Here is a 25,240-nt window from a genome sequence, read left to right as displayed (position 1 = left end):
GGAACCAAACGATGAATACGATGAAAACAACGATTAGAGAATCGGTTGGCGATAAACTATTTTTGATTAGCATCTACGTGATACTGAGCCTCCTTTTAGTTGTCGTCTTATATCCGCTTATTTATATTTTTAGCAGCTCGTTCAGCAGTCCATCGGCGGTAACTTCAGGCCGTGTGTGGCTCTGGCCGGTAGAATTTTCCCTGAAGGGATATGCAACGCTCATTGAAAATCCGAAGGTTGTGACAGGCTATGCTAATTCCTTATTTTATACGGCTGCCGGAACGATCATTAGTGTAGCGCTTACGATCATGATTGCTTATCCATTATCACGTAAAACTTTATTCGGAAGAAATATGCTGATGATGCTAATTACATTCACGTTGTTATTTAGCGGCGGATTGATTCCTACTTACTTGGTTGTGAAGCAGATGGGGCTAATCGATACCAGATGGGCCTTATTGATTCCAAACGCGATATGGGTATGGCAAGTGATCATTGCGAGAACGTTCTTTCAATCCTCGATTCCGGATGAATTAATTGATGCGAGTGCAATAGATGGATGCAGCGATCTCAGGTTCATGTGGAGCGTCGTGGTTCCGTTATCGAAACCGATTATAGCTGTTCTGTTCTTAATGTACGCTGTGGGTCAATGGAACGCTTACTTCGATGCCCTTATTTATCTCAAAACCGCCAATCTGTTCCCACTTCAGCTCATCTTGCGCAGCATTATCATTCTTAACAATAGCTCCAATGCCACAGATGCCTTGAAGCTGGTAGAAAGACAGCAGTTGGCCGAGCTTTTGAAATATTGTCTGATTATCGTGGCAACGCTTCCAGTACTCATCATCTACCCGTTTGTGCAGCGCTTCTTTGTTCAGGGGATGTTGGTAGGTTCTGTAAAAGGGTAGTGGAAAGAGGGATAACATGTCCTATTGAAGAATTGAAAGGGGTGATTGACAAAAAACAGAGCACTAAGGATTAAACGATAAGAAAGCTAGTCCATTCAAAAAAAGGGAGCGGATACAATTGAAAAGAAGATCGGTCAGTACATTGGTATTCATCTTGATGTTCAGTATGGTTCTTGCCGCATGTTCGAGTAAAGAGGAGACTTCGGCATCGGCGAAACCCACCGCGGGGGCTAAATCGCCAAGTGCAACACAAGCAGAGGCAAAACCCGTCGAAATTAGCGTATTTGCCCAACAGGATAATAACATTGATTTGAATACCAATCTTTTCACGAAACATTTGGAAAGCAAGTTCAACGCAAAATTTAAGTTTGAAATCATCCTTTTTGATGGAGCCAAGGAAAAGCGGCAAATATCATTAGCAAGTGGCGATTATCCAGAGGCGTATATGTTAACAACGTGGATCGACCAATTCTCACAAGCCGATCTTCTCAAGTTCGGTAAGCAGGGTGTTCTACTTCCATTGAATGATTTAATCGACCAGTATGCGCCCAATATTAAAAAGGCGATGGAGAAGGATTCAACGCTCAAAAGCTTCATCACAGCGCCAGATGGAAAAATATACGGACTTGGCTCCTATACGCAATGTTTCCATTGTTCCTACCCGAACAAAATGTGGATCAATACAAGCTGGTTGAAGAAATTAAACCTCGAAATGCCGAAAACGACTGAAGATTTCAAGAAAGTGCTTCAAGCTTTCAAGAAGAACGATCCAAATGGCAACGGCAAAGCAGACGAAGTTCCGCTTAGCGGATCGATTGAGGATTTCGGCGTACATGTCATTCCGTTCCTGATGAACGGCTTCATTTATAATGACGACCGTAATTATCTGAACTTAGTTAACGGTAAAGTGGATACTGCGGCCAATAAGCCGGAATGGAAAGAAGGACTTACCTATATTAAATCCTTGTACGACGAGGGCTTGATCGATCCAGGTGCTTTTACACAAAATGCCGAAGCCTTTAAGAAAATTGGCGAGAACGCTGGCGGACAAATTCTAGGTGCAGGCGCGGGCATGCATCCAGCCATCTTCGTTAACATTGATAAAGGAAACAAAAATTCAGCTGATTATAATCCCGTACCTCCGCTTACAGGACCGCATGGTTCATTCGCAACGCATGATGGAGGCGGTTTAACTCCGGGTGCGAAATTCGTTCTTACGAATAAGGCAAGTAAAGAATCGCAAATCGCGTTGATCAAAATGGTTGATTATATGTATACGACAGAAGGACAAACGAATGCAGCATCAGGTATGGAAGGCATCGATTGGAGAAAACCGAAAGATGGCGAAGTGGCTCTAGGCAAGGGAGTTACACCACTAATTGCATCGATTCCAGCTGTAGATGGGCAGCCTCCTCATAATGCCGGATGGAGCGGTATGGGACACTTCTACCAGCCGAAGGAGTACAGAGATAGCTTCGTGCAAGGGACGGATATTTACGACTCAGCCAACTACGAACGCAGGCTGTACGATGCGACGCTCTTGTATCAAGGTCATGAACCGAAGGAACTATTCCCGATGTGGGCAATTTGGATTGATCCGGCACTCACAGACGAAGCGAGCATTCTACAAACCAACATTAAGAACTATATTGAGCAAAGTGCACTTCAATTTATTACAGGAAATAAGGACTTAACCAAAGATTGGGATGCTTATGTGAAAGGTCTCGAAAACTTGAAAGTTGGTAGATACCTTGAAATTCTCCAAAAAGCGTACGATACTGCAGCAATCAAAAAATAACGATTGATGAAGAAATGGCCAGGTGTTTGTTCTAGAAATAAAGCACCTGGCTTTTTTCACGAATTAAAGCTAAAGGGGATGTATGATGTGGGATATATGATTAAGAAAACTAGATTATGGCTTCTGGTTTTTATTTTCTTTATCACTTTGTTTGCTGTCTTTATTCCGAAGGGACAACTCGTACAAGCAGCCGATAATGGATTAGCGCAAAAGCCATACATGGGCTGGAGCAGCTACAGCATGCAAGTGTATAACAACGGAAATTGGATTACAGCCGCACAGATTATGGCGCAATCTGACGCTATGCATGCGATTCTGCAGCCCCATGGCTACAATTATATCAACGTAGATGCAGCCTGGAATGGGAGCATGGATGAATATGGACGCCCACAACCAAGCACTACTTTGTATCCGAATGGTCTTAGTGAGGTCATCAATCATGTACATAACAATGGGCAAAAGTTTGGTCTCTATTTTATACCGGGGATGTCACCGCAAGCGTATGACGCCAACTTGCCAATCTATGGTACCTCCTGTCATGCACAGGACATCGTGGTACTACCATTAACTACGTCGGATTATTGGAATATAGGCTATAAAATTGACTTTTCTAAACCATGTGCGCAGAGCTACATCAACTCCATTGCCGATGAGATTGCCTCATGGGGTATTGATTTCGTGAAATTCGATAGCGTGACTCCGGGCTCCGGACATAATGATACGTCTATTGATGCTCGCGGTGATGTCAAAGCCTGGTCCCAGGCACTCGCCCCGCACCATATTTGGTTCGAGCTTTCATGGGCGCTGGATATTAACTACGTTGACACTTGGAAGAAGTACGCGAATGGATGGCGTGTCGACTGGGATATTGAATGTTATTGTGGAAAAGCGGGATTAACCAATTGGGCTAATATCGCGAGGCTATTTCCGCGAGCTGGAGAATGGTGGCGCCACGCAGGTCCGGGCGGATGGAATAATTTCGATTCCTTGAATATCGGTAACGGCGCCATGGATGGCATTACACCGGATGAGCGGCAGACAGCCATGACGTTCTGGGCTATCTCGTCGGCCCAATTATATACAGGCAATGACTTAACCAATCTGGACGAGTTCGGTATTAAGCTGTTGACGAACGATGAGGCAATCGCCGTCAATCAGGCCGGTAAGCCGGCACATCCCGTATCCCTCGCAACCGAGCAGCAGGTCTGGTATGCGAACAACGGTGATGGAACCTATACCGTAGGACTGTTTAACCTGGGAAGCTCGAACGCGACGGTGAACGTCAATTGGAGCGATATCGGTTTAAGCGGTGCAGCCTCTGTACGTGATTTATGGAGTCATAGCGAACTAGGCGTGTTTAACTCCAGCTTCAGTTCGGGGGAACTAGCTCCACATGCTTCTCGTTTGTTGAAGGTTACATCGCAAGGAGGCGTTTCCTCCATCAATGATGATGATACGGGAATTTCCTACACGGGCGATTGGCAGCGAAACAGCAACAGGGGACTGGGTGCTACTCAGAATCTTGCCATCACCGTGATCGACTCATTAGCACAGAACAGTACGATTAGCCCGTCAACCGGGAACTTTGATAAGAATTTATCCGCTCAGACCGATGTTACAACAACGATGACATTGAATGGAAATACACTAAGTGGTATATCAAATGACGGTGTAGACTTGGTGCTAGGCACCGACTATACGGTTTCAGGCAACTCGGTCACGATCAAGAAAGGTTACCTTGCTGCTCAACCAGTCGGAACTACGCAGCTTACTTTCACTTTCAGCGCCGGAGCTAGACCGATTCTGGCCATTGCAGTGAGTGATACTTCGCCTAAGAACAGCACGATTCTTCCGTCAACTAGAAATTTTGACAAGAAGGTAACGCTGCAGGCGGATGTTACGACTACGATGACACTGGATGGTAATCAGTTGAGCGCTATAACGAGTGATGGAACATCGCTTGTATTAGGCACTGACTTTACGGTATCTGGCAATACGTTAACTATCAAGAAGGAATACCTAGCCACACAACCGCTCGGGACAACGAACCTGCTTATTTCCTTCAGCGCCGGAAATCCGCAGACGCTCGCCATTGTTGTAAGCAACACTTCTCAAGGCGGATCAATTGCCATCAATAACGACGACTCGGGGATTACGTATTCGACCGCATGGCAGCGAAGTACGAATCGAGGGCTTGGTGATTATTTGAATGATGTGCAATTCACCGAAAGGAATAACGAATACTTCGAGTATACCTTTACCGGAACGGGCATTGAATTCATTACAGAAATGGATTCATCACAAGGTGATGTAGATGTTTATGTGGATGGAGTATTTAAACAAACGATTAGCACGTACCATTCGAGTCGTTTAGCCCAACAACCCGTATATGGAATATCTGGACTATCAAGCGGTCCTCATACGATCAAGGTTGTGAAAAAATCAGGTTCTTACATGCTCCTTGATAAATTGCGCGTTCTAGTCGCTGATCTGATTAATCCTGTTACGGGAAGCTTTGACAAAAAGTTAACGGCACAGGCAGATGTAACGATAACACTGACTCCTGGCAGTTATACCTTCAGCGGCATGGCTAACGGAGCAACTACATTGGTTGCGGGTACCGACTACACGTTATCAGGTAACGTCGTAACGATCAAGAAGGAATACCTTGCGGCTCAACCCCTTGGTTGGACGGATCTGACTTTCTCCTTCAGTGGGGGAGCTGCCCAGAACCTTCCAATTAAAGTAAGCGACAGCTCGGTGACGATTACGCCGGTTTCTGTTAACGATAACGATCCGGGAATTGTTTACACAGGCTCTTGGGGGTATAGCAACAATCGGGGACTTGGAGATTATCATGATGATGTTCATTACTCCGAGGCCAACAACGATTACTTTGAATATGCCTTTACGGGAACGGGCATTGAATTGATTACCGAGAAAGATGTTTCGCAGGGCGATATCGATATTTATGTAGATAACGTGTTCCAACAAACGGCGGGTACATTTAATGATAGCCGGTTAGTTCAACAAAGCATATACAGTATCGCGGGACTGCCGGACGGTCCGCATACCATCAAGGCAGTGAAGAAATCAGGTGCTTATATGCTGTTGGATAAATTGAGCGTGACTCCATCAGCTGCGGGCAGCACTGTTACGGGAAGTGTATATGGACAGGTGTCAGCACAATCGGTTCAAGTAGTACCATCTATAACGACCATCCAGTTGACTCCGTCGGCAGCGTCGGAAATGACAGAACAGACGGTTCCCACATCCCATGGCGCCACGGCTAGCATCAATGATGACAATGCTGCGATTCATTATTCTGGATCATGGGGATATAGCAATAATCGAGTATTCGGGGATTATCAGAACGACGTTCATTACACCGAGACGAACAATGATTATTTTGAATATGTCTTCAAGGGAACGGGCATTGCGTTGATCACCGAGAAGGATACTTCGCAGGGCGATATCGATATTTATGTAGATGATGTATTCAAGGAAACCGTGAGTACTTATCATGCCAGTCGATTAGCACAGCAAACGGTGTACAGCATTACAGGATTGCCAAGTGGTTCTCATACGCTTAAAGTTGTGAAGAAATCGGGATCCTATATGCTGCTGGATAAATTAACGATACTTGTAGGCGATCTGATGAGTCCTGATACAGGCAGTTTTGACAAAAAGATAACTGCACAGGCGGATGTGAGTACAACGTTGTCACTGGGCGAGTATGTACTTGATCGAATCGACAATGGCCGAACTACCCTAGTGCCAGGCACCGATTACACATTAGTAGGCAATACGTTAACGATCAAGAAGGCATACCTTGCAGCGCAGCCGGTGGGAACTACGAATCTGACGTTCGTCTTCAGTGGGGATTATCAGAATGACGTGCATTTTACAGAAACGAACAACGATTATTTCAAATACACATTTAAAGGAACCGGAATTGCTGTTATTACGGAAAAAGATGCTTCACAGGGGGAAATCGACGTTTACGTGGATGATGTTTTCAAACAAACGGTGAACACGTTTAATGCGACGCGGTTAGTCCAGCAAACGGTGTACAGTATTTCCGGTCTTTCAAACAGCGTGCACACGATCAAAGTCGTGAAAAAATCAGGCAGCTACATGCTGCTGGATAAATTAAGCTTTACGGTTGCGCAGGTTCCGTCAACTGCTGCTGTAACAACGACTGGGGTCTCTAAAGTCAAGAATACAAGTGCAACAATTGCCGGGAATGTAACGGCTGATGGAGGTACTGCTGTCACATCGCGAGGAATTGTATATTCAACAGCACCAACGCCTACAATTACCGGTTCCGGATCAACCAAAGTTACCATTGGCTCAGGATTAGGCGAGTTTAGTGAGAAAATAAAGAAATTGAAATCAAATACGACGTATTATGCCAGAGCTTACGCGACCAACTCAGCGGGAACGAGCTATGGGGCTGAAGTTACATTTACTACAAGTAAGAAATCCGAGAATCAGAATGATCATGAAGATGATGACCAGGATGATCACGATGATGGTGAGCAGAAGTAAATATCCACCCCTCGTGGTGAACAGATTCTAAGAGTTATGCCATAGATATCTGAGATATCGAGCCCTTCTTGTTATCATGGGAGGGCTCGATATTTATCATTTGATAACCCTCAATCATACATGATATATTGAGTGTAAAAAGGGTGAGGGTATCACATGAGCAGTAAAATTAGTCGTGTTAATTTAACCGAAGAAATTTATCGGATTGTCAAAGAAGACATTTTAACTCATAAATTAAAATCCGGTGAAAAAATTAACATTGATCAATTAGCGCGCGCTTTAGAAGTAAGCAACATTCCGATTCGTGAGGCCCTTTCCAGATTGCAATCGGAAGGGTATCTGAATGTCATTCCTTTTAAAGGAATGTTTGTGAATATGATGAGTGTCAAAGAGTTGGACGAATTATTTGAAATTAGACTGCAGCTTGAACCACTTGCCGTTAAAAAGGCTGCGCTTCTTATACCAGATGATATACTGGAGCGGCTGCAAGAAACTATGAATTCCCTTCAAACTCAGCAATCACCGAGATCTACTAACGGTTTGGGGACAATTAAGGAATTGAATATGTCTTTACATGGTACTATTCTTGCCTATTGCGAGAATACCAATTTGCAAAATTTAGTCAGGGGTTATATTGAACAGATTCAAAGATATTTAACCTACATCCAATTAAATTTAGATTTAAATACCACGAATGAGGAATGGTCGGAACATAATGCTATTTTACAGAAATTAAAGCAGCGAGATCCCGAAGGCGCATCCGATGCCATGTCCAAACATATTATTAATTCCCGCTTAAGGACGAATGCTCACTTTACGAAAGCAGGTAGTAACTAGTCGAATTTTATCACGGGGATTGCGGCAATTATCATACATGATATATGATAAAAGGAGAGTTGAGATGACTCCAAACGAAGGAAAGGAATCACAGTTGACTAGCGGTAAAAGAATTATTTTTCTTGGGGACAGTATTACAGATGAAGGGACGTTTATTACTTATTTGGATACTTATTTTGAGCAGCATACGCCTGACATTCCTTTTACATTCATAAACCTTGGCATAAGCAGTGAGACTGCCTCTGGATTAACGGAGGCCGACCATCCATTTCCACGTCCCTGTATCCTTGATCGATTAGCAAGGGCATTAGAAGAAAGCAAGCCGGATTGGGTTGTTGTGGGATACGGAATGAATGATGGCATCTATGCGCCATTTTCTATAGAACGGTTTCAAGCTTATCAAAATGGCATACTTACAGCCATTCAGATGATCCATCAAAGCGGTGCAAAAGCCATCGTCATGACGCCTCCGCCCTTTGATCCCGAATCTATGAACGATAATGTTCTTTTGCCCGATGGTAAGAAAGACTACAGCTACAAGGAGCCATATGCACGCTACAATGATGTCGTTAGATACTATGCGAATTGGCTGCTATCGCTGGATTCAACGGCGGATGAAGTCGTGAATATCTACGACCCACTTCTTCAGCATAGAGAACAAGAACGCGAAATGAACCCCAGCTATCGTTCCGGTGACGGTATTCATCCCAACTCAGATGGTCATTGGGTGATCGCTAAAACGCTTTTAAGTCGATTATTTCATATTACTTTGGAACAGATGCCAGATTTCGTAGAACAACCTGATAAATCGCACTTATTTCAATTGATTTTGCAGCGTCAACAGCTTTTAGGATCGGCATGGAAAGAACATGTAGGTCATACCAATCCTAGCAAAAAGGAGGCTTTGCCACTGGAATTAGCCTTCAGAAGAGGCGAAGAGATCACCAAGCAAATTCGGAAGATCGTGCTGTAAGGGCGGTTTCCGCGCTTATTGTTCGAGGGTCCCAAGTAAGCGCGTTTTCCGAGCTTAATCAGCACGGACGCGCGAGACGGTCTACCGAGAAGTCGATTTCCGGCTTCTCGGACTATATCGACGAGCTTCGGCTCGCAGAGCTCTCGCTATAAGCGCGGTATTCCGGCTTCTCAGACTCTGGAACTCGCGGAGAAGCCGGTGAGCAGCGGATCAAGACGCTGTTAGAACAGGAACGTAATTTCCACATCGTGGAGCAGTTAAAGCCAGTCGCGGAGCGCAGAGGCTGGACACTCGCTCAGCTTGCACTGAATTGGGTTTTGAGTAAACAAGGAATCACATCAGCGATTTTGGGGGTTTCCAAGCCGCAGCATATTACGGATTCGCTGCCTGTCATCGGTGAAAAGCTTAGCTTGGATGAGTTGAAAGAAGTTGATACGATAACGAGCGGCGTTCAATTCGAGCTAGTTGGAAGATAAGGTGCGAATGTGTGAAGTCTGTTAGTTATTGCAGTATAGCGTGGAACAAAAAAAGTACCGTCAGGGATCGAAACTTCCCTGACGGTACTTTTTGACACTCACCAAATCATGAGCCTGGATCAGATGTGTTATTACTTATTGAACCGCAGCGACAACGAATTTGTCGTTCACTTTTTTCGTCGTATACGTTACACCGTCTTTGGTAGTGAACTTAACTTGATCTTTCGAATTCGACGCGTCAAACGTAATATCTTCTTTTTTCGTTGCAAGAATGTTCGAAGTGAAGAAAGATTTTTTGTTGGTTACGATAGCATTATCCGCTTTTTGATCGGTTAGGTAATGCGCAGTTAGTTTATCTACCATTGCTGTATCGAAGTAGCTGGAAAGAAATTTCACGGCTTTTTCTTTGCCGTCTGCAGCTTTAGGGTTGAGTATAAACGCGCCATCGCTGGATTTGGCTTCCGCAAAGAGGAAGTCCACTTTTTCCTGAGCGATTCTAGCAGCTATATAGCCTTTCATATTAACGGCATCTTGGCTTTCGGCAGTTGCTTGCGGAGCAGCCGTCGTGTTTGTTGTAGCTGCGGGGCTTGGCGATGATTTCGGTTGATCGGAAGAGCAAGCTGCTCCTGTCACCATAACGGTTAGTAAAATAATTCCTGCTGCTGTTTTTTTCAATGTCATTATCGTGCACCTCTTCATTTCATTATTCGGATAAGACTAATTTTGTAAAATCATCCGAAATATATAATATTTTTTTAAGTCAGCAATATAAAAATATATACGAAATTGTTAGAAATTGCAAATTTTCTAAATGTAATAGATCGACTCCATATAGAATGATTGAAAGGTTGGATAGAAAGAACCTATTAGACGCTGAATCCATGAGATGTTAAAATTTATCCAAGTAATAAATCCATTAATATAGCCATTGCTGCTCGAACCTCACGTATACGTTTATTAACCACGGTAACGGTACTAAGTGTGTTAGATCCTGTTCGTGTGGCCGAAGACTATGCCACACTTGATCATCTTTCTGGCGGGCGTTTGGAATGATCATTGGTAAAGGGAATGATTCTCGCCACTACCCGCTATTTGGAATAACCGAGGAAAAACAATGGGAATCTCTTGCTGAACGATATGAACTCCTGAAGCGCTTATGGCATGAGGAAAATGTCACTTGGGAAGGGCGGTACCGTCCAGCACTTCATAATGTCACTACCGAACCAAGACCTTTCCAGAAGCCAATCCCAGTATGGCATGGCAGCGCATCAAGTACACGATCCACGGAGTTGGCTGCGAAACATGGAGAGCCGATCTTTTCATCCAATGAGGCCCGAAAAAGGTTAATATTTTACTCGAAAAAGTAAATTCATGAACTAGACGATTAACACCTTATTCATTATAGTGGGTTTAAAGATAACTAACCCAAAAGAGGTGTTCACTTGAATAGTCGATTATTGTTGGAAGCGCTGCAAGCAGCGGAGGCGGAACATGCTTCCCTTTTTGAAGAAGTCAGAACTCGATCCGTGGATATTCGCTCAGGTATGGACAATCCGCTGCTGGCTGCCCACCGGATAGAAATCCGGCAGTTGGCTGACCAATTTCTCACACAGCCCATAGAGGCGCTGCCCTTCAGCGCATTTCGATTATTTCAAGTAAATGGTTCAAGAAAAGAGTTCGAGAAGCTGTATTTTGATCGCCGTCGCCGGCTTGCTGCTTTTGCAATCGCTGCTTTAACGGAAGATGATGCTGCATTCATTCCTGCACTCGAGGACATCATCTGGGCCATATGCGATGAATATACATGGTGCTTGCCTGCGCACCTGGATGTTCAAGATCCCAAAGCAGAAGATGAGGCGCCAAGGCATGTAGATTTGTTCGCTTCCGAGACGGGCCATGCATTGAGCGAGATTTGTCATCTGTTCAAGGATCGACTAGATCCACTCATTGTTAAACGCGCACGCCACGAGGTTATGCAAAGAGTTCTGAATCCGTATATGCAGCTCAAGCAAGTGTTTGGGTGGGAGACAGCAACGAACAACTGGTCGGCTGTATGCGCAGGAAGCATCGGAATGGCTGCTATTTATATGATTCAGGATTCGAGAATCCTGATGCCTGTCTTAAATCGCGTTTTTGAAGCGATGGAGTGCTTCCTTGAAGGGTTCACCGAAGAGGGGGCGTGTCTCGAAGGTCTCGGTTACTGGTACTATGGTTTCGGTTATTACGTATATTTTGCAGAGCTGCTGAAGCAGCGTACAGGTGGACAGGTCGATCTGCTTCTGGATGAAAAGAAAGCCCAGCGCATTGCGGAGTTCCCGCAATTCTGCTTTCTACAGGAGAATCATGTGGCGAATTTCTCCGATTGCTCGCGTACGAGCGGCATTCAGACTGGCTTATTCAGCCGTCTATGTCAAAGGATTGAACAACTCCGCATCCCGTCGCTGACGTATCGCTCGAATTCAATTGATCACTGCGGCCGCTTCGCAACGGCACTACGTGATTTGGCTTGGACGGACTATGCGCTGCTGGAAAAAAGGGAAGGGCTGCCGCTTCATTCAGAGTTCCTTCAAGAAGCCGAATGGATGGTGAGCCGGTGTCAGGTAGGCGGTAAACTCATCAGCTTTGCAGCTAAAGGCGGACATAATGCGGAGCCGCATAATCATAATGATATCGGACATTTCGTCTGGGTAGTGGACGGCGTCAGGTGGTTGGAGGATCTTGGTGCTGGTTTATATACAAGACAATATTTTGGCGACGAGCGCTATTCGATTCTTTGCAACAGCTCATCTGGGCATAGCGTTCCTATCATCAATGGCTGTTTTCAAAGCGAGGGAGAGCAGTATCGTTCGCAGGTAGTGGAAGTGGGTATTCAAGATGGAAGAGATCGGTTCCTGTTGGATCTGCAGCAAGCTTATGACGTACCGCATCTGCACAAATTGGAGCGATTGTTCGATTTGGATAAGCAGCAGGGCAAATTAACGATAACTGATAGTTATGAATTCACGGAATTTCCTACATCGATTACTGAGCGTTTCATCTCTCTTTATCCGCCAGAAGTTGGTAAGGAGGGGGAAATCATTTTAAGCGCGAGTGAAGGTCAGAAGCTTCGTCTTGTGTATGAAGCTCGGTTGTTGGATGCTACGATCCAGACAGCTGAACACTTGGACCATTCTGGGAATTCCGAGACAGTGTATCTGATTGATCTGAAGAGTGTGGATACGGCCAGACAGCAGGTCATATCTGTGACTCTAGAGCCTGTATTTTAATAAGGAATTTCAATGGATGTAATGGTAATGTTACATATATTGACATAGAACAACAATTTTTATATAATCGAACCATCACAAAGACGTGATCACGTAGAGAATCTAACATTGTTTTCTTATCTGTTCTAGTCGGCAACGAAGCCTATCCGTTACAGTTTCTGTAATGGGGTGGGCTTTTTTATGTGTAAAAAGGAGGAATCACTTTGTTCAAACTATTTCATTCATCATCGTATGAAAAGGTTCATGGAGATTTATTAAAAATGGCTACAGGTGATTTTAGTATGAGCTGTGCCCCTGTTGTTGGTGAGAGATCATTAATCAGTACGTTGAAAAAAACAATTCGCAGTTTGAAATCTCTCATCCGAATCGTCGATAAATCGTCGAGTGAGCTCTATCATAAGATGGAGGATACGAGCGCGAGGTCAACTCTGATTACTGTACAGGTAGAAGAAATAACGGCTACGATGCGTGAAATGGCTGAAGGTATGCAGGATGCCTCCGAACATGCCCAGTTCATATCAGACCAAATCCATCCTATACATACCTTTCTTGAGGGAGTTAAAGATAGCAACAGTGCGATCGTCCAATCATCGACTCAATTTTTGGGAGAAGTGAGCTCCGGCAGAGTGGAAATGAGTGTTGCGATGGAACAAATGCAGCTAATCTCCAAGGATAGTACGCAAATCTATGTAAAAATGGATGAATTGAATAAAGCTATTGAGAAAATCGCAGATATGACCACTTTAATCGAACATATCTCTCAGCAAACCCAATTGTTAGCTTTGAATGCGAATATCGAAGCGGCACGTGCGGGAGAGCAGGGAAAGGGATTTGCGGTCGTTGCTCAAGAGATTTCGAAAATGGCCATTCAGACGAAGCAGGAAACGGTTAACATACAGGAACTTATCCAAACGGTTACTTCTAGTGCAGATGGATTGCGGGGTTCGATTCACCAGATGCAGGACACGGTTGGTACAGGAGCGCACACTTTGCAAGGAGCGGTTAGTAAGTATGAAATGATGGAGACGTTTCTTGGTCAACTTTTAGGTGATATGCAGGGAGTAGATGGTCGCTTAGAAGGTGTTACCAGCAATACATTGTCTATAGCAAACTCGATTAATCAAACGTCAGCAATGATTCAACAAGTAGCTGCTGGGAGCGAAGAAGTTTTGGCTGCTGCTGATGTTCAGCTTCAGAATATCTTGGGGATGAATGAAAGTATTCAAGAAGCAACAAGGAGCAGTCTTTCCTTACGCTCGGTAGTTTCGCAATTTAAATTGCCTTCAATCCAGCACTCTCATGCCTTGCAGAAAGATTTGGATATGTGGATGGAATGTGCGACAGGCATGCGAGCGATCATGGTTTCGTTGATTGAAGCCAGGGATTCAGAAAAAATAAACGATTGGTACCAGAAAAAAGTGGCACAAGAGGTACTTTTACAAACATGTATGAAAGAGCTGGAAAGTAAGTTGAAAGAGGCGAGTGATCGAAAATACTTCTCCTCGTTGCGCTCTGCATGGGATGCTTTTGGCGTGATCAAGGATCAAAATGCAGCATGGATGCTGGAAGGAGAATATGATAAAGCGAAGCAAGCGCTGATTAGCCGCGGGCGAGAGTGCTTTAAACAAGCGGTTGATGTAGCTACGGAATGGATGGAGCAGGTCCGGCATTAAATGATTCATAGTGTTTGTATTTCTGGTTTTTAGGTTTCTGTTTAGAGGAGAGAGGCAATAAGGGAGCCTTTGCGTCTGTTTTTCGCAGCGATTAGGAGCAAAAGTTGTACACTGTACAACAATGTCGATGATTTCTTCTCAAAAAGTTATCAATGTTGTATTTTGTGCAACAATTTCACCTTATTTCATACTTTGGAGCTGCTTTTGCGAGAAAATGTTGTATTTTTTACAACAATCGCAGGGATGTCGTGAATTAGCTAGCCTATTGTTGTATAGAATACAACATTGCTTTTCGTCAACCCATGTAGGGGTAGTAAATCATTGCTTCTACGCAAAATATGTGGGGAAATGCGGTTTCGAGGAGCTATGCAGAACGATGCTCATCTATGAAAAAAAGCAGAGACACATCCATTAGTGGATTGTGTCTCTATTTATTCGTGTTGGCCTGCTTGCACCGCAGGCAACTGTTATGATTCTCGCAGCCAAGCTTTGGCGAGCATCATGGCACCGCGCGCGGCAGCCGTGTCGGCCAAGGCATTCAGCATCACGAAGTCGTGGATGATGCCTTGGAAGCGCACGGACGTGACGGGCACGCGGGCTTCGCGAAGCTTGTTCGCGTAGGCTTCGCCTTCATCGCGCAGCACGTCGGCCTCGCCCGTGATGATCAGCGCGGGCGGAAGACAGCTGAGCTGCTCGAGCGTAGCTCGCAGCGGAGATGCCGTCACCTCCGCTCGTTCGCGGGGATCGGACGTGTATTGATCCCAGAACCACTGCATCGCATCACGACGTAGGAAGTATCCCGTTGCGAACTGCTCATAAGAATCCGTATCGAAGGATGCATCGGTTACAGGGTAGAACAGCAGCTGCTTGTGGATGGTCGGGCCCTTGCGTTCCTTGGCGACCAACGTAATGGCTGCGGCCATATTGCCGCCAACGCTATCACCTGCAATAGTGAGACGCTCCGCATCGAAGCCGTACTCTTTTGCATGGTTGGCTATCCATTGAAGGACAACGTAGATCTCCTCCAGTGCTGTTGGATACTTGGCCTCAGGCGAAAGGCTATAGTTGGGGAATACGACGGCTGCCTGAGCACCAACTGCAAGCTCGCGGACCAAGCGATCATGCGTATGTGCATTTCCGAAAACCCATCCAGCACCGTGGATATACAGGATAACAGGGAGTGTCGGCGGTGATTTCTTTGGTCGCAGAATTCTCACGGATACTTCACCGCTCGGGCCACCTGCGATAGTAAGATCTTGTATGTCGACAGCTTCTTTATGGACAGGCTCAGATTGCACCTTGTCAACAGTCTCGCGCCCATTTACAGGACCTAGATCGAAGAGAAATGGGGGTTTTGCAGTATCTTCTGCGAATTTCTGCGCTGCGGCTTCAAGATGAATTTTGTTTGGCATGGATAGTTCCTCCTTTGAAGTGTTCATGTATGGATTAACATCATTGATTGTTGTTTCAAATGCATACTACTATGTAAACGTTGAACCTAAGTTTGAATCTCTCTTCCATCGAAAAGGCACTCAATAGGTTGCCCAGATTGACATGGTTGTATCCACCTTTGAAAGATTCTTATGTTATTTTTCACTTTGAGCAAGATCTTACTGTTCTCCTCTGGCTTTCAACATTGAACTAGTATACAGCAATAATTAAGTGTTATTATGAAAGGAAATAAGTAGAAAAAGGATGTGTATAAATTGGAAGCGCTATCTCTGAGTGCCCTTCAAGCAGGTAATACATCACATAACTATGAAGTTATTCCCAATTGGGCCAAAGTGCCCGAGAATGTCACACTAGGTTACACACACGGAATTGAAGTTGATGAAGCGGATCGTTTTTATTTGTTCCATACCGGAACGCCTTCCGTTGTGGTATTTGACCGCAATGGGAAATATTTGAATGCATGGGGCGAAGAATTCGAAGGAGGTGCGCACGGCTTTTATCTGCACAAGGAAGCAGGTGGCGAATTCCTTTATGTGACTGACACGGCCAAAGGGATTATGGTTAAAACAACATTAACCGGCGAACATTTGTTAACGATCGGCACGCCAGATCTGCCTGAGATTTATGATGCTGAACGCAAATTTGTGCCAACGGATGTGGCTGTGGGGCCAAATGGCGATATTTATATTTCAGATGGTTATGGTCAAAGCTGGGTGCATCAATATAATGCACTTGGTGACTATATTCGCTCATGGGGAGGAAAAGGCTCCGAAATTGGGCAATTCGCTTGTCCACATGGTATTTCCGTTGATTTGCGACGCGGAGAACCGGAACTATATGTTGCGGATCGAGGCAATCATAGGATCCAAGTGTTTACACTCGATGGGCAATTCAAACGCACTTTTGACCATGACATGGATATGCCTTGCAGCTTCTATTTCTACAAGGATGAAATGTATTTTCCGGACTTATACAGCCGTGTAACGGTATTCGATAAACATGATAGATTAGTTACGCATTTGGGTGAGGATCGTCAAGCTAAATCTCAGGAGGGATGGCCTAATCTAGATAAAGCTTACTATCGCGCAAACAAATTCAGTTCTCCGCATGGCATCTGTGTCGATTCGCGTGGAGATGTGTATGTGGCCGAGTGGATTTCGGATGGACGCTTGACCAAGCTCGCTCGCAGGTAATTGATTGTAATCATCATCGTGTTACTTAACATGCACGGTTTAAAGTCACTCTTCCAAGAGTGGCTTATTTTTGTGCTGATCGACTAGAAACGCCGGCTAATTTTACGTTACCTTAAGATACGCTAACTTTTTCTGAGTAAAACCTTTCAGAAGTAGTTTTTTATGTGCTAAAGCATTCTTTTGTGAAGAATAGAAATAACGGTATTTTTAAAGGAAAAAATAGGTTTACAAAAAATGTATATGGGCTTATAGTGAAGTCAAATGGTTTTTCCCTTGGTAAACTCTTTGTCCCATTGGAAACAAAAAAAATTTGCTCAAAAAGTTTCCCTTGTACAAAAAAATTGCAAACAAGCAATATAAAATAGGAGGGCATAACGATGTTCCGTAAACCAGTTGATAAGGTATCAAGACGTAATCTTTTGAAAATGGGAACCGCTGGGGCTTTTGCTGTCATTGGCAGTGCTTTACTGAATCCATCATCCTTATTTGGCAAATCATCATTAGCCGCGGATAAGCATGGCGTTCATTCTGCTATGAAAGAACAATTGCATGATGGTATGAAGCATGGTTATGTTCCGAGCACAGAAGTGACTGAAGGTTTTAAAGCAGCACAGAAAGCACTCACAGCATTTGATTATGGAAAGGTAAGTATGCTTCCTAATGGAAGAACGTTACGAGAATATGAAATTTCATCGTATGAAACTAACGTTGAGATCGCGAAAGGGATCAAGTTTCCCGGTTGGACATTCAATGGCACGATACCAGGCCCCACTATTCGTTGTACAGAAGGGGATGTGCTTCGAGTGAAGTTTACCAATGCAACGAGCCATCCGCATTCGATCCATTTTCATGGTATGCATCCTACCAACATGGACGGACTGGAAGCCATTCATGCAGGTGGTACTTTTACATATGAGTTTGAAGCAAAGCCTGCTGGTATGCATGTTTACCATTGTCATGTTGCTCCTCTCGCCAGACATATTCATAAAGGACTTTATGGCAACTTCATCATTGATCCGAAAAAGCCAAGAGCGGCTGCAAAAGAATTCAATATGCTTATGAACGGCTTTGATCTTGACCTAGATGGAGAAAATGAAGTCTACACGGTGAATGGGTACGCATTTGCCTATCAGCAAGAACCAATTAAGGTGAAAGTTGGGGAACTCGTACGTATTTATCTCAGCAATCTGACTGAATTTGATCCCATTAATTCTTTTCACCTTCATGCGAACTTTTTTAACTATTATGCAACCGGTGCGGATCCTGAAGCGCGTCCTAGTTTTACAGATACTATTATGCAATGTCAGGGAGAACGAGGCATATTAGAAATTGTATTCCCAGCACCTGGACGATACATGTTTCATGCCCATCAAAGTGAATTTGCTGAGCTCGGTTGGATGGGCTTCTTCATAGCTGAATAAGAAAGGAGGAGTGAGTGTACGATGAGTAATAATGTTCAAACCGAAAATAAGGGTTCAACAAACAAATTTAAAGCTATGTTATGGGGAATTCTCCCCCTGATTTTGCTAATTGCAATTATCACAACCATAGCAAAAGTGGGAACAGGAATCGAAAATGAGCCTGCTGCTCCTATTGAAGTTCTGAATGTGGAGAAAATAACGCTCAATGATGAAGGAATCCAACTTAAGGTGCTTAATTCAGGACCGGAGGAAATCGCGATCGCCCAAGTCGTAGTGGATGGAGCCTTTTGGAATGCGGATTTCTCACCAAGTGACACACTACAAAGATTTGAACAAGGGACAGTCAAAATCCCTTACCCATGGGTGCAAGGTGATCCACATGAAGTTAAACTAATCACCTCAAATGGATTAATTTTTACCGGTGAAGTTGCAGCTGCAGCTGCAACACCTGAACCAAATGGTAAACTTTTTTGGCAATATGCATTAATAGGATTCTACGTGGGGGTTGTTCCTATCGGGTTAGGACTCATGTGGTATCCATTTTTACGTAGATTTTCAGTTAGAGGGATGCATGCTATTCTCGCATTAACGATAGGATTATTGTTCTTTCTTGTGATCGATACGTTTGAAGAAGGATTTGAAATGGCTTCAGAGGCTCCAGGTGTATTTCAAGGTACCGGATTGGTATGGTTTGGTGCACTGCTCAGTTGTCTCTTCTTAATAGCGGTGGATCAGTCTAATGAACGCAAGCTAAATAGCAGCGCTTTGGAAGGAAGAAGGGTATCGGGCAAAATCGCCACAGGTATTGGTCTTCATAATTTTGGCGAAGGGCTTGCCATTGGATCCGCTTTTGCGGTCGGAGAAGCTGCTTTAGGAACATTCTTAATCATCGGGTTTACTCTTCATAATATCACGGAGGGTGTCGGAATCGCAGCCCCACTGCTTAATGATCGTCCGAATTGGAAGACTTTTGTCACCTTAGCATTGATCGCCGGTGGACCCGCCATTATTGGAACTTGGGTAGGCGGATTTATTTTTAACGATACATTAGCCGCGCTATTCTTCGGCATTGGCGCTGGTGCCATACTGCAGGTTATTTATGTCATATCCAAAATGATTCTTAAAGAATCCGAGAAAAGAAATCTTTCTCCTGTTTCTTGGCTGAATTTTGGAGGGCTCACTGCAGGAATTCTTATTATGTATGTGACAGCTCTCATGGTTAAATTTTAAAATAATTGTTAGAAGAAGATAAAAGACCAATCCGCGATTTTGCGGATTGGTCTTTTTCATACAGCTGAAAGACAACTTGCACAATATATGCTGCCCTATCTGCATAACCGTTTAACAATTTACAAATAATACCGTTGTTTACCTGATAAGGAGGGCATAAAAGGCAATGAATATACGAGTTCGAAGCAAGCAGGGGATCACTCTGTTGGTCGTTCTTTTGGTAACACTGGCTTCCACAGGATGTTCGAAAGATGAGTCGATCAAAGTCGGTATCGAGAAAAACACCCGTCCCTTCACATATACAGAGGGGGATGAGAAGAAAGGCTTTGAAGTGGAATTATGGCAAGCCATTGCTAAAAAGGCGAAAATAAAATATGAATGGGTAGCCATGGAATACGGTGAGTTGAACAAAAGTGTAAAATCTGGTGATGTGGATCTCGCAATTGCCGGAATGACCATCACGAATGCCCGCAAGAACAAATTAGACTATTCAGATCCTTATTTTCAATCGGGAGAAGCGATACTCACCGCATCAGATAACGAGGGAATCAAAGGCAAAGATGACTTGGCCAAGAAAGTGGTGGCAACAAGGAACGGATCGACAGCTTATCATTTTGCGAGTGAAATTCAAGGGATCAAAATTAGGAGCTATGCGAATATCTCTGATGCTTACGATGATTTGAAAAATAAAACCGTTGATGCAGTCATTTTTGAAGAGCACAGTATTCAAGATTATTTGCAAAACACAGCAGATGTAAAAGCTAAAAAAGTAGGAGAAGTTTTCAACAAAGATAGCTACGCAATCGTTGCTAAAAAGCGGAACATGTACATGGGAAGGATCAATAAGGCTATTCAAGCAGTATCCAAGGATGGAACTTATGAAGCTCTCTACACGAAGTGGTTTGGAAGTAAACCAGAAAAAATGCCTAAAAAGCTCAAAGACGACATGGAAGATGATATCGAAAATGAATCATAAGTAAAAAGTCGACTAGCGTATAGTCGACTTCTTTGCCTTACTGATTATTCTTTCACGTCGTTAGCTCTTGGTACCCACAGAATCATAAAAACAAGTGAAAATAGAACAAATATCGGTGGAGCATATTGGATTAATAAGTTTTCCATAGGTTTAATCACCCTTCTTTATAAATTTACCTTGTACATAATCAGCATCAAAAAGAAATAGACGCATAAGCAGAAACAGAGATGGGATTAGAATAACAAGCCCTGCAATAAAGGCGATGACTAGCGCAGTTCCCATGGCTTGATTCGTAAAGTTTTCGTGAATGGAGATGTATGGAAATAAAAGATACGGTAAATGGGCCTTACCATAACCAAAGAAAGCAAAAGCAAATTGCAAAAGTACCAAAATAAACGCTAGACCTAGCTTGATTTGTTTCCAAAGGAAGTAGACGGCAACTAAAAAGCAGAGAAATGATGCTCCGAACATCCATCCCAGGTTAAGCATGTTGCGGAAATGTTCTTGGTTTTGCTGGTTTATGGCGAAAAAGACAAGCAGACTTGCAAGAATAGTAGGTCCGCTCCAGAAAAGAGCATAGCCTCGTAAAATTCCAAAAGCGGGATAGTCTTTTGCCCTATAGGCATAGTAGGAAAGGAACATGGACGAAATATAGAGAACGCTGACTAGCGACAGCAAGATGACCGACCAAGTATAAGGACTCCCAAGTAACTTACTCCAATCTAGATTGATCATGCCGTTCTGTTCAACGATGATTCCACCCTCAGAAATGGTTAGCACTGTAGAAAGGGTTGCAGGGATGAGCAAGCCAGTTGCTCCATAGAGCAGCATGTACCATTTGTTATCCTTGGAACCATAGTTGCTGAAAGCGTAGTAGGCTCCTCTTATAGCTAACAATATGATAGCCAAACTGCCAGGTACAAGTAACGCGGTCCCATAATAACGTGCCGTTTCAGGGAAGAAACCAATCATACCGATGTAGAAGAAAACTAAGAATACATTAGTAACTTCCCAGACAGGAGATAAATATCTTTCAATGATTTTATGAATGATATGCTGTTTCATCGTAATAACCGAATAGTAACTGAAGAAACCCGCACCAAAGTCAATGGATGCCACAATTAAATATCCGTATAAAAAGATCCACAAAACAGTTATTCCAACAAGTTCTAGACTCATTCTTTGGTCCTCCCCCCGAAAATACCAAGTGCAATCAGTTCATCTGCAACATCGTTTTTTCTGAAAAGTTTGGATAATACTTTTACTGCGGTCAGTGCTAAAACGATATAGAGTAAACAGAACAGTAGTAACATCGTATCCACGTCTTGTGAAGTTGTAGCGGCATCTGCTACCTTCATATATCCACGCAGAATCCATGGTTGGCGACCAACCTCCGCGTAAAACCATCCACATTGGATGCCTAGCATGGAAAGAGGACCACACACAACGATAATCGCTAGAAGCCATCTCGGATAAGGTTTACGGGATTTTTTGCGTGCGTACCACATATGACTAATGGCGACGACAATCACAAACATACCTATAGCAACCATGGCGTCAAAGAAATAATGTACGTATAAAGGAGGTCGGAGATCCTTCGGAATATCATTCAGCCCTTTGACCTCAGTTCCTGGAGTTCCACCTGCCAAGATACTTAGTGCATACGGAATTTTCAACGCATATTTAACCTCATTATTTTCAGTCAAAATACCACCAAGTACGAGCGGTGCATTCTTTGTTGTTTCAAAATGCCACTCGGCTGCGGCAAGTTTTTCAGGCTGAGTATGAGCTAGAAATTTGGCTGATAAATCACCGATCATTGCCGTAGTTATGGCGAACACGAGCCCAGCAGTAACGGTTAGCTTTAAAGCTTTCTTAGCATATAAAGTGTCCCCTTTTTTCCTTAGAAGGGAGTAGGCCGCTATAGCAGCCAAGATGAATGCGCTGGTCATATAGGCTGAGGAAAGTACATGTGCCACTTTGGTAGGCATGGATGGATTAAACATAGCTAGAATCGGCTGTACATTCGTAATCAAGCCATCTTTTAGAGTGAAGCCTTGCGGCGTATTCATAAATGCATTCACAGTCGTAATAAAAAATGCTGAAGCAGAGGAGCCAATTACAACAGGAACTAATAGTAATAGATGATGTTTAGGTTTTAATCGTTCCCATGTGTATAAATAAATGCCTAAGAAGATAGCCTCGATGAAAAAGGCGAAAGTTTCCAGAAATAACGGAAGCGCAATGGCTTGCCCAGCAATCTCCATGAACTTCGGCCACAATAGGCTGAGTTGAAGCCCGATTGCAGTACCAGTAACCACCCCAATAGCAACGGTGATCACGAATCCCCGAGCCCATCTTCGTGCCAGCAACGCATAATAGGGATCTTTACGTTTAATGCTGGCTAATTCAGCTAACATAATCATGACCGGAACGCCAACGCCGATGGTAGCGAAAATGATATGAAATGCCAGTGTGGTCTCAGTGAGTAGGCGGCTATAAAATACGGAATCGTAGATAGGCATATGGACTCATCTCCTTTGTAACTTTCATATGTTCAAAAAAACTTGCGGATAAAAGAGAGCAGCATGACAAAAGCAACAATGAACATCAGGTACATCAATCGTTTTTCATGTTTGCGAGATTGGTTCAAGTGGATCACCTTCTGTTTTCAATTTGATTTGCTATATATTTCTATCTTACTCCACGTATGTGATTTTTTTCACATAATATGTGAATACGGTTTGAACAAAGTATTACAACTTTATTAACGTTATGAAAATATAGTAGTGGGTAACCAAAGAAGTCATGACTGCAATCCTCTTCGCTAAGACAAGATTCATCGAACAAGAGAAACTGAACTACCGTCAAACATATCACAAGATGCTATTCACTTGACCAACATGGGGGATAATCTGTATTTTCATTACACTTTATTTCCATTATCGGATTTTATGTGTACAATACAATATATGTATTATACACATAAGGGGTTGGTTATTTTGGAAATAAACGATATTTTGGAACTTCGATTGAATGTACAAAAATTTATTAGGCTTTTTGGTTTATTAGAACAAACCGTAACCCCATGTGGATTTCAACTTTCAGTATCACAGGTATATGCTCTACAAGAAGTGGAGAGCTCCACTCTAATACTTGGTGAATTAGCAGATAGGCTGCATCTAGAACGAAGTTCAGTAAGCCGACTTGTTGATGGGCTTGTAAAAGGAGGCTTTGTACGCCGTGAAATCAACGAAAAAAACCGAAGAGAAATGTTAATTTCTCTTACGGAAAAAGGTGAACGGACAATTGAGCAGGTTCGTCAGCAGTCCATTCGATTTTATCAAAATGTTTTGCAACACATGACAAAAGCTGATCAACAACTGGTTCATCAGGGATTTGAAAAATTTACAGAAGCTCTATTAAAAAACAAGGGGACACAGGATGAAATATAAAAAAAGTCAAACAGCTACAAGTATATTATCGCTTATTTTTTCTTTTCTGGCTTCATCCCATCACTGGCTTCATATGGGGATTTTACTTCTCTTGGGCGGCTCAACGAATATGATGGCGACAATGTCAGCAGCATTATGGATTAGACGTATCATGATCATTGTAACCATTATAACGATGCTTGTATCGATGTATCGTTTATTTAAACACAAGTCTAAGGTACCCTGGGTGGTTATTATGACTATTCTCTCTGCCGCGATTTCATTAGGTTTTATCATGTATACACTTGTGAAGTTTGGCTGGTAATCTCTATAGGCAGACCCAATTATTTTTATGGAAAAAAATCTTAAAAAGGGCTTGATATAGGGTATGGGGGTATGGTATATTTTGAATGTGAGGGGGAAAGGCAATGGAACAACATGATAAACAAGAATTAAATGAGGACAGTTGTCATTCGGGCAGTGATCGAAAAAGTCATCATTCTGATAAAACAAAAAATAATTTAATTTCTAGGCTCAATCGCATCGAAGGACAAATTCGCGGTGTGAAAGGTCTAATTGAGAAGGATACGTATTGTGACGATGTGTTAAATCAAATCGCCGCGGTTCAGTCAGCTTTAAACGGTGTTGGGAAACTGCTTCTCGAGCATCATCTAAACAGCTGTGTGATCGAACGCATTCAAGAAGGCGATAATGAGGTTATTAAAGAACTCATGGTTACCATGAATAAATTGATGAAATAATAAGGGAGAGATTAGGAATGCAAACAGTTACACTCAAAGTTGAGGGTATGTCCTGCGGTCATTGCGTGAATTCCGTTGAAGGCGCAGTTAAGAAACTTGGTGCTTCCGGCAAAGTTGATTTGAGTGGTGGATCCGTAACTGTAGATTTCGATGAGTCTCAAGTTTCTTTGGACGTCATTAAAGAAGCAATTGAAGATCAAGGCTATGACGTTGCGAAATAAAGATAATTGAGCCGCTTCATGCGGCTCCAATGTAACACCTTTTTTTTTGAAAAAAATATACCCCACAGGG

Annotated in this window: 21 protein-coding genes and 1 pseudogene; 17 read left to right on the top strand and 5 right to left on the bottom strand. The window is 43.3% G+C overall.

The annotated features are described in order from the left end of the window. Positions 1 to 11 precede the first annotated feature (11 nt). From QFZ77_RS29000 to QFZ77_RS28975, 6 genes are all read left to right on the top strand, one after another. Positions 12 to 908, top strand: a complete 897-nt coding sequence (locus QFZ77_RS29000) for a carbohydrate ABC transporter permease (protein WP_307444876.1) — start codon at positions 12 to 14, stop codon at positions 906 to 908. A gap of 118 nt (positions 909 to 1,026) precedes the next feature. Next, complete coding sequence (locus QFZ77_RS28995) at positions 1,027 to 2,706, top strand: extracellular solute-binding protein (protein ID WP_307444874.1); 1,680 nt, start codon at positions 1,027 to 1,029, stop codon at positions 2,704 to 2,706. 96 nt (positions 2,707 to 2,802) lie between these two features. Further along, positions 2,803 to 7,257: a X2-like carbohydrate binding domain-containing protein gene (locus tag QFZ77_RS28990; RefSeq protein ID WP_307449926.1), complete on the top strand. Its 4,455-nt coding sequence runs from the start codon at positions 2,803 to 2,805 to the stop codon at positions 7,255 to 7,257. 156 nt (positions 7,258 to 7,413) lie between these two features. Next, the gene (locus tag QFZ77_RS28985) at positions 7,414 to 8,094 is read left to right on the top strand and encodes a GntR family transcriptional regulator (protein ID WP_307444872.1); all 681 of its coding nucleotides are present in this window, start codon (positions 7,414 to 7,416) and stop codon (positions 8,092 to 8,094) included. Positions 8,095 to 8,158: 64 nt separating this feature from the next. Then, on the top strand, positions 8,159 to 9,067 hold the full coding sequence (locus QFZ77_RS28980) for an SGNH/GDSL hydrolase family protein (RefSeq protein WP_307444870.1): 909 nt from the start codon (positions 8,159 to 8,161) through the stop codon (positions 9,065 to 9,067). Between the two features lie 209 nt (positions 9,068 to 9,276). Beyond that, entirely contained in the window at positions 9,277 to 9,543 is a 267-nt protein-coding gene (locus QFZ77_RS28975) for an aldo/keto reductase (RefSeq protein ID WP_307449923.1), read from the top strand. Between the two features lie 135 nt (positions 9,544 to 9,678). Here the strand turns inward: QFZ77_RS28975 and QFZ77_RS28970 are convergent, their stop codons facing one another. After that, positions 9,679 to 10,224: a hypothetical protein gene (locus QFZ77_RS28970; RefSeq protein WP_307444868.1), complete on the bottom strand. Its 546-nt coding sequence runs from the start codon at positions 10,222 to 10,224 to the stop codon at positions 9,679 to 9,681. 243 nt (positions 10,225 to 10,467) lie between these two features. Between QFZ77_RS28970 and QFZ77_RS28965 the strand changes: the two are divergent. From QFZ77_RS28965 to QFZ77_RS28955, 3 genes and pseudogenes are all read left to right on the top strand, one after another. Next, a pseudogene (locus QFZ77_RS28965) lies at positions 10,468 to 10,871 on the top strand (LLM class flavin-dependent oxidoreductase); the annotation flags it as partial. 114 nt (positions 10,872 to 10,985) lie between these two features. Further along, a complete protein-coding gene (locus QFZ77_RS28960) occupies positions 10,986 to 12,809 on the top strand; it encodes a heparinase II/III family protein (RefSeq protein WP_307444866.1) in 1,824 nt (607 codons plus the stop codon). 203 nt (positions 12,810 to 13,012) lie between these two features. Continuing rightward, a complete protein-coding gene (locus QFZ77_RS28955; RefSeq protein WP_307444864.1) occupies positions 13,013 to 14,482 on the top strand; it encodes a methyl-accepting chemotaxis protein in 1,470 nt (489 codons plus the stop codon). 467 nt (positions 14,483 to 14,949) lie between these two features. Here the strand turns inward: QFZ77_RS28955 and QFZ77_RS28950 are convergent, their stop codons facing one another. Further along, a complete protein-coding gene (locus QFZ77_RS28950; protein ID WP_307444862.1) occupies positions 14,950 to 15,894 on the bottom strand; it encodes an alpha/beta hydrolase in 945 nt (314 codons plus the stop codon). Between the two features lie 294 nt (positions 15,895 to 16,188). On the opposite strand from QFZ77_RS28950, the gene QFZ77_RS28945 reads away from it, so the two are divergent. The 4 genes from QFZ77_RS28945 (at position 16,189) to QFZ77_RS28930 (ending at position 20,754) form a co-directional block, all read left to right on the top strand. Next, entirely contained in the window at positions 16,189 to 17,127 is a 939-nt protein-coding gene (locus QFZ77_RS28945) for an NHL repeat-containing protein (RefSeq protein ID WP_307444861.1), read from the top strand. A 377-nt stretch (positions 17,128 to 17,504) separates the two neighbouring features. After that, on the top strand, positions 17,505 to 18,548 hold the full coding sequence (locus QFZ77_RS28940) for a multicopper oxidase domain-containing protein (RefSeq protein ID WP_307444860.1): 1,044 nt from the start codon (positions 17,505 to 17,507) through the stop codon (positions 18,546 to 18,548). 21 nt (positions 18,549 to 18,569) lie between these two features. Next, a complete protein-coding gene (locus tag QFZ77_RS28935; protein WP_307444858.1) occupies positions 18,570 to 19,778 on the top strand; it encodes a ZIP family metal transporter in 1,209 nt (402 codons plus the stop codon). A gap of 166 nt (positions 19,779 to 19,944) precedes the next feature. Further along, positions 19,945 to 20,754 carry a substrate-binding periplasmic protein gene (locus tag QFZ77_RS28930; RefSeq protein WP_307444857.1) on the top strand — a complete coding sequence of 270 codons (810 nt, stop codon included), beginning with the start codon at positions 19,945 to 19,947 and terminating at the stop codon, positions 20,752 to 20,754. Positions 20,755 to 20,798: 44 nt separating this feature from the next. Here QFZ77_RS28930 and cydS read toward each other — a convergent pair whose 3' ends face one another. Genes cydS through QFZ77_RS28920 form a run of 3 tightly spaced genes read right to left on the bottom strand, consistent with a single transcriptional unit; the run spans position 20,799 to position 23,279 of the window. Beyond that, positions 20,799 to 20,900, bottom strand: a complete 102-nt coding sequence (cydS, locus tag QFZ77_RS38010) for a cytochrome bd oxidase small subunit CydS family protein (RefSeq protein WP_373462665.1) — start codon at positions 20,898 to 20,900, stop codon at positions 20,799 to 20,801. Between the two features lie 4 nt (positions 20,901 to 20,904). Beyond that, complete coding sequence (locus tag QFZ77_RS28925; RefSeq protein ID WP_307444855.1) at positions 20,905 to 21,933, bottom strand: cytochrome d ubiquinol oxidase subunit II; 1,029 nt, start codon at positions 21,931 to 21,933, stop codon at positions 20,905 to 20,907. Continuing rightward, positions 21,930 to 23,279, bottom strand: coding sequence for a cytochrome ubiquinol oxidase subunit I (locus QFZ77_RS28920; RefSeq protein ID WP_307444854.1), 1,350 nt, complete (start codon positions 23,277 to 23,279; stop codon positions 21,930 to 21,932). Before QFZ77_RS28920 ends, QFZ77_RS28925 begins: the two co-directional genes overlap by 4 nt. Before the next feature lie 477 nt (positions 23,280 to 23,756). Between QFZ77_RS28920 and QFZ77_RS28915 the strand changes: the two genes are divergently transcribed. The 4 genes from QFZ77_RS28915 to copZ all read left to right on the top strand — a co-directional run bounded on the left by QFZ77_RS28915 (position 23,757) and on the right by copZ (position 25,170). Next, positions 23,757 to 24,209: a MarR family winged helix-turn-helix transcriptional regulator gene (locus QFZ77_RS28915; RefSeq protein WP_307444852.1), complete on the top strand. Its 453-nt coding sequence runs from the start codon at positions 23,757 to 23,759 to the stop codon at positions 24,207 to 24,209. Beyond that, complete coding sequence (locus QFZ77_RS28910) at positions 24,199 to 24,513, top strand: hypothetical protein (protein WP_307444850.1); 315 nt, start codon at positions 24,199 to 24,201, stop codon at positions 24,511 to 24,513. Before QFZ77_RS28915 ends, QFZ77_RS28910 begins: the two co-directional genes overlap by 11 nt. A gap of 103 nt (positions 24,514 to 24,616) precedes the next feature. Beyond that, on the top strand, positions 24,617 to 24,949 hold the full coding sequence (locus QFZ77_RS28905; RefSeq protein WP_307443690.1) for a metal-sensitive transcriptional regulator: 333 nt from the start codon (positions 24,617 to 24,619) through the stop codon (positions 24,947 to 24,949). A 17-nt stretch (positions 24,950 to 24,966) separates the two neighbouring features. Continuing rightward, positions 24,967 to 25,170, top strand: coding sequence for a copper chaperone CopZ (copZ, locus tag QFZ77_RS28900; RefSeq protein ID WP_307444848.1), 204 nt, complete (start codon positions 24,967 to 24,969; stop codon positions 25,168 to 25,170). Positions 25,171 to 25,240: the final 70 nt, after the last annotated feature.

It is taken from the genome of Paenibacillus sp. V4I3, assembly GCF_030817215.1.
Taxonomy (GTDB): domain Bacteria; phylum Bacillota; class Bacilli; order Paenibacillales; family NBRC-103111; genus Paenibacillus_E.
Note: the sequence above shows the minus strand (reverse complement) of the source record. Positions and strands in the feature narration are given on the sequence as shown.

Coding starts and splice junctions, on each gene's coding strand:
- QFZ77_RS29000 (WP_307444876.1), top strand. CDS start 12: ATGAATACGATGAAAACAACGATTAGAGAATCGGTTGGCGATAAACTA.
- QFZ77_RS28990 (WP_307449926.1), top strand. CDS start 2,803: ATGATTAAGAAAACTAGATTATGGCTTCTGGTTTTTATTTTCTTTATC.
- QFZ77_RS28985 (WP_307444872.1), top strand. CDS start 7,414: ATGAGCAGTAAAATTAGTCGTGTTAATTTAACCGAAGAAATTTATCGG.
- QFZ77_RS28980 (WP_307444870.1), top strand. CDS start 8,159: ATGACTCCAAACGAAGGAAAGGAATCACAGTTGACTAGCGGTAAAAGA.
- QFZ77_RS28970 (WP_307444868.1), bottom strand. CDS start 10,224: ATGACATTGAAAAAAACAGCAGCAGGAATTATTTTACTAACCGTTATG.
- QFZ77_RS28950 (WP_307444862.1), bottom strand. CDS start 15,894: ATGCCAAACAAAATTCATCTTGAAGCCGCAGCGCAGAAATTCGCAGAA.
- QFZ77_RS28940 (WP_307444860.1), top strand. CDS start 17,505: ATGTTCCGTAAACCAGTTGATAAGGTATCAAGACGTAATCTTTTGAAA.
- QFZ77_RS28935 (WP_307444858.1), top strand. CDS start 18,570: ATGAGTAATAATGTTCAAACCGAAAATAAGGGTTCAACAAACAAATTT.
- QFZ77_RS28930 (WP_307444857.1), top strand. CDS start 19,945: ATGAATATACGAGTTCGAAGCAAGCAGGGGATCACTCTGTTGGTCGTT.
- cydS (WP_373462665.1), bottom strand. CDS start 20,900: ATGGAAAACTTATTAATCCAATATGCTCCACCGATATTTGTTCTATTT.
- QFZ77_RS28925 (WP_307444855.1), bottom strand. CDS start 21,933: ATGAGTCTAGAACTTGTTGGAATAACTGTTTTGTGGATCTTTTTATAC.
- QFZ77_RS28920 (WP_307444854.1), bottom strand. CDS start 23,279: ATGCCTATCTACGATTCCGTATTTTATAGCCGCCTACTCACTGAGACC.
- QFZ77_RS28910 (WP_307444850.1), top strand. CDS start 24,199: ATGAAATATAAAAAAAGTCAAACAGCTACAAGTATATTATCGCTTATT.
- QFZ77_RS28905 (WP_307443690.1), top strand. CDS start 24,617: ATGGAACAACATGATAAACAAGAATTAAATGAGGACAGTTGTCATTCG.
- copZ (WP_307444848.1), top strand. CDS start 24,967: ATGCAAACAGTTACACTCAAAGTTGAGGGTATGTCCTGCGGTCATTGC.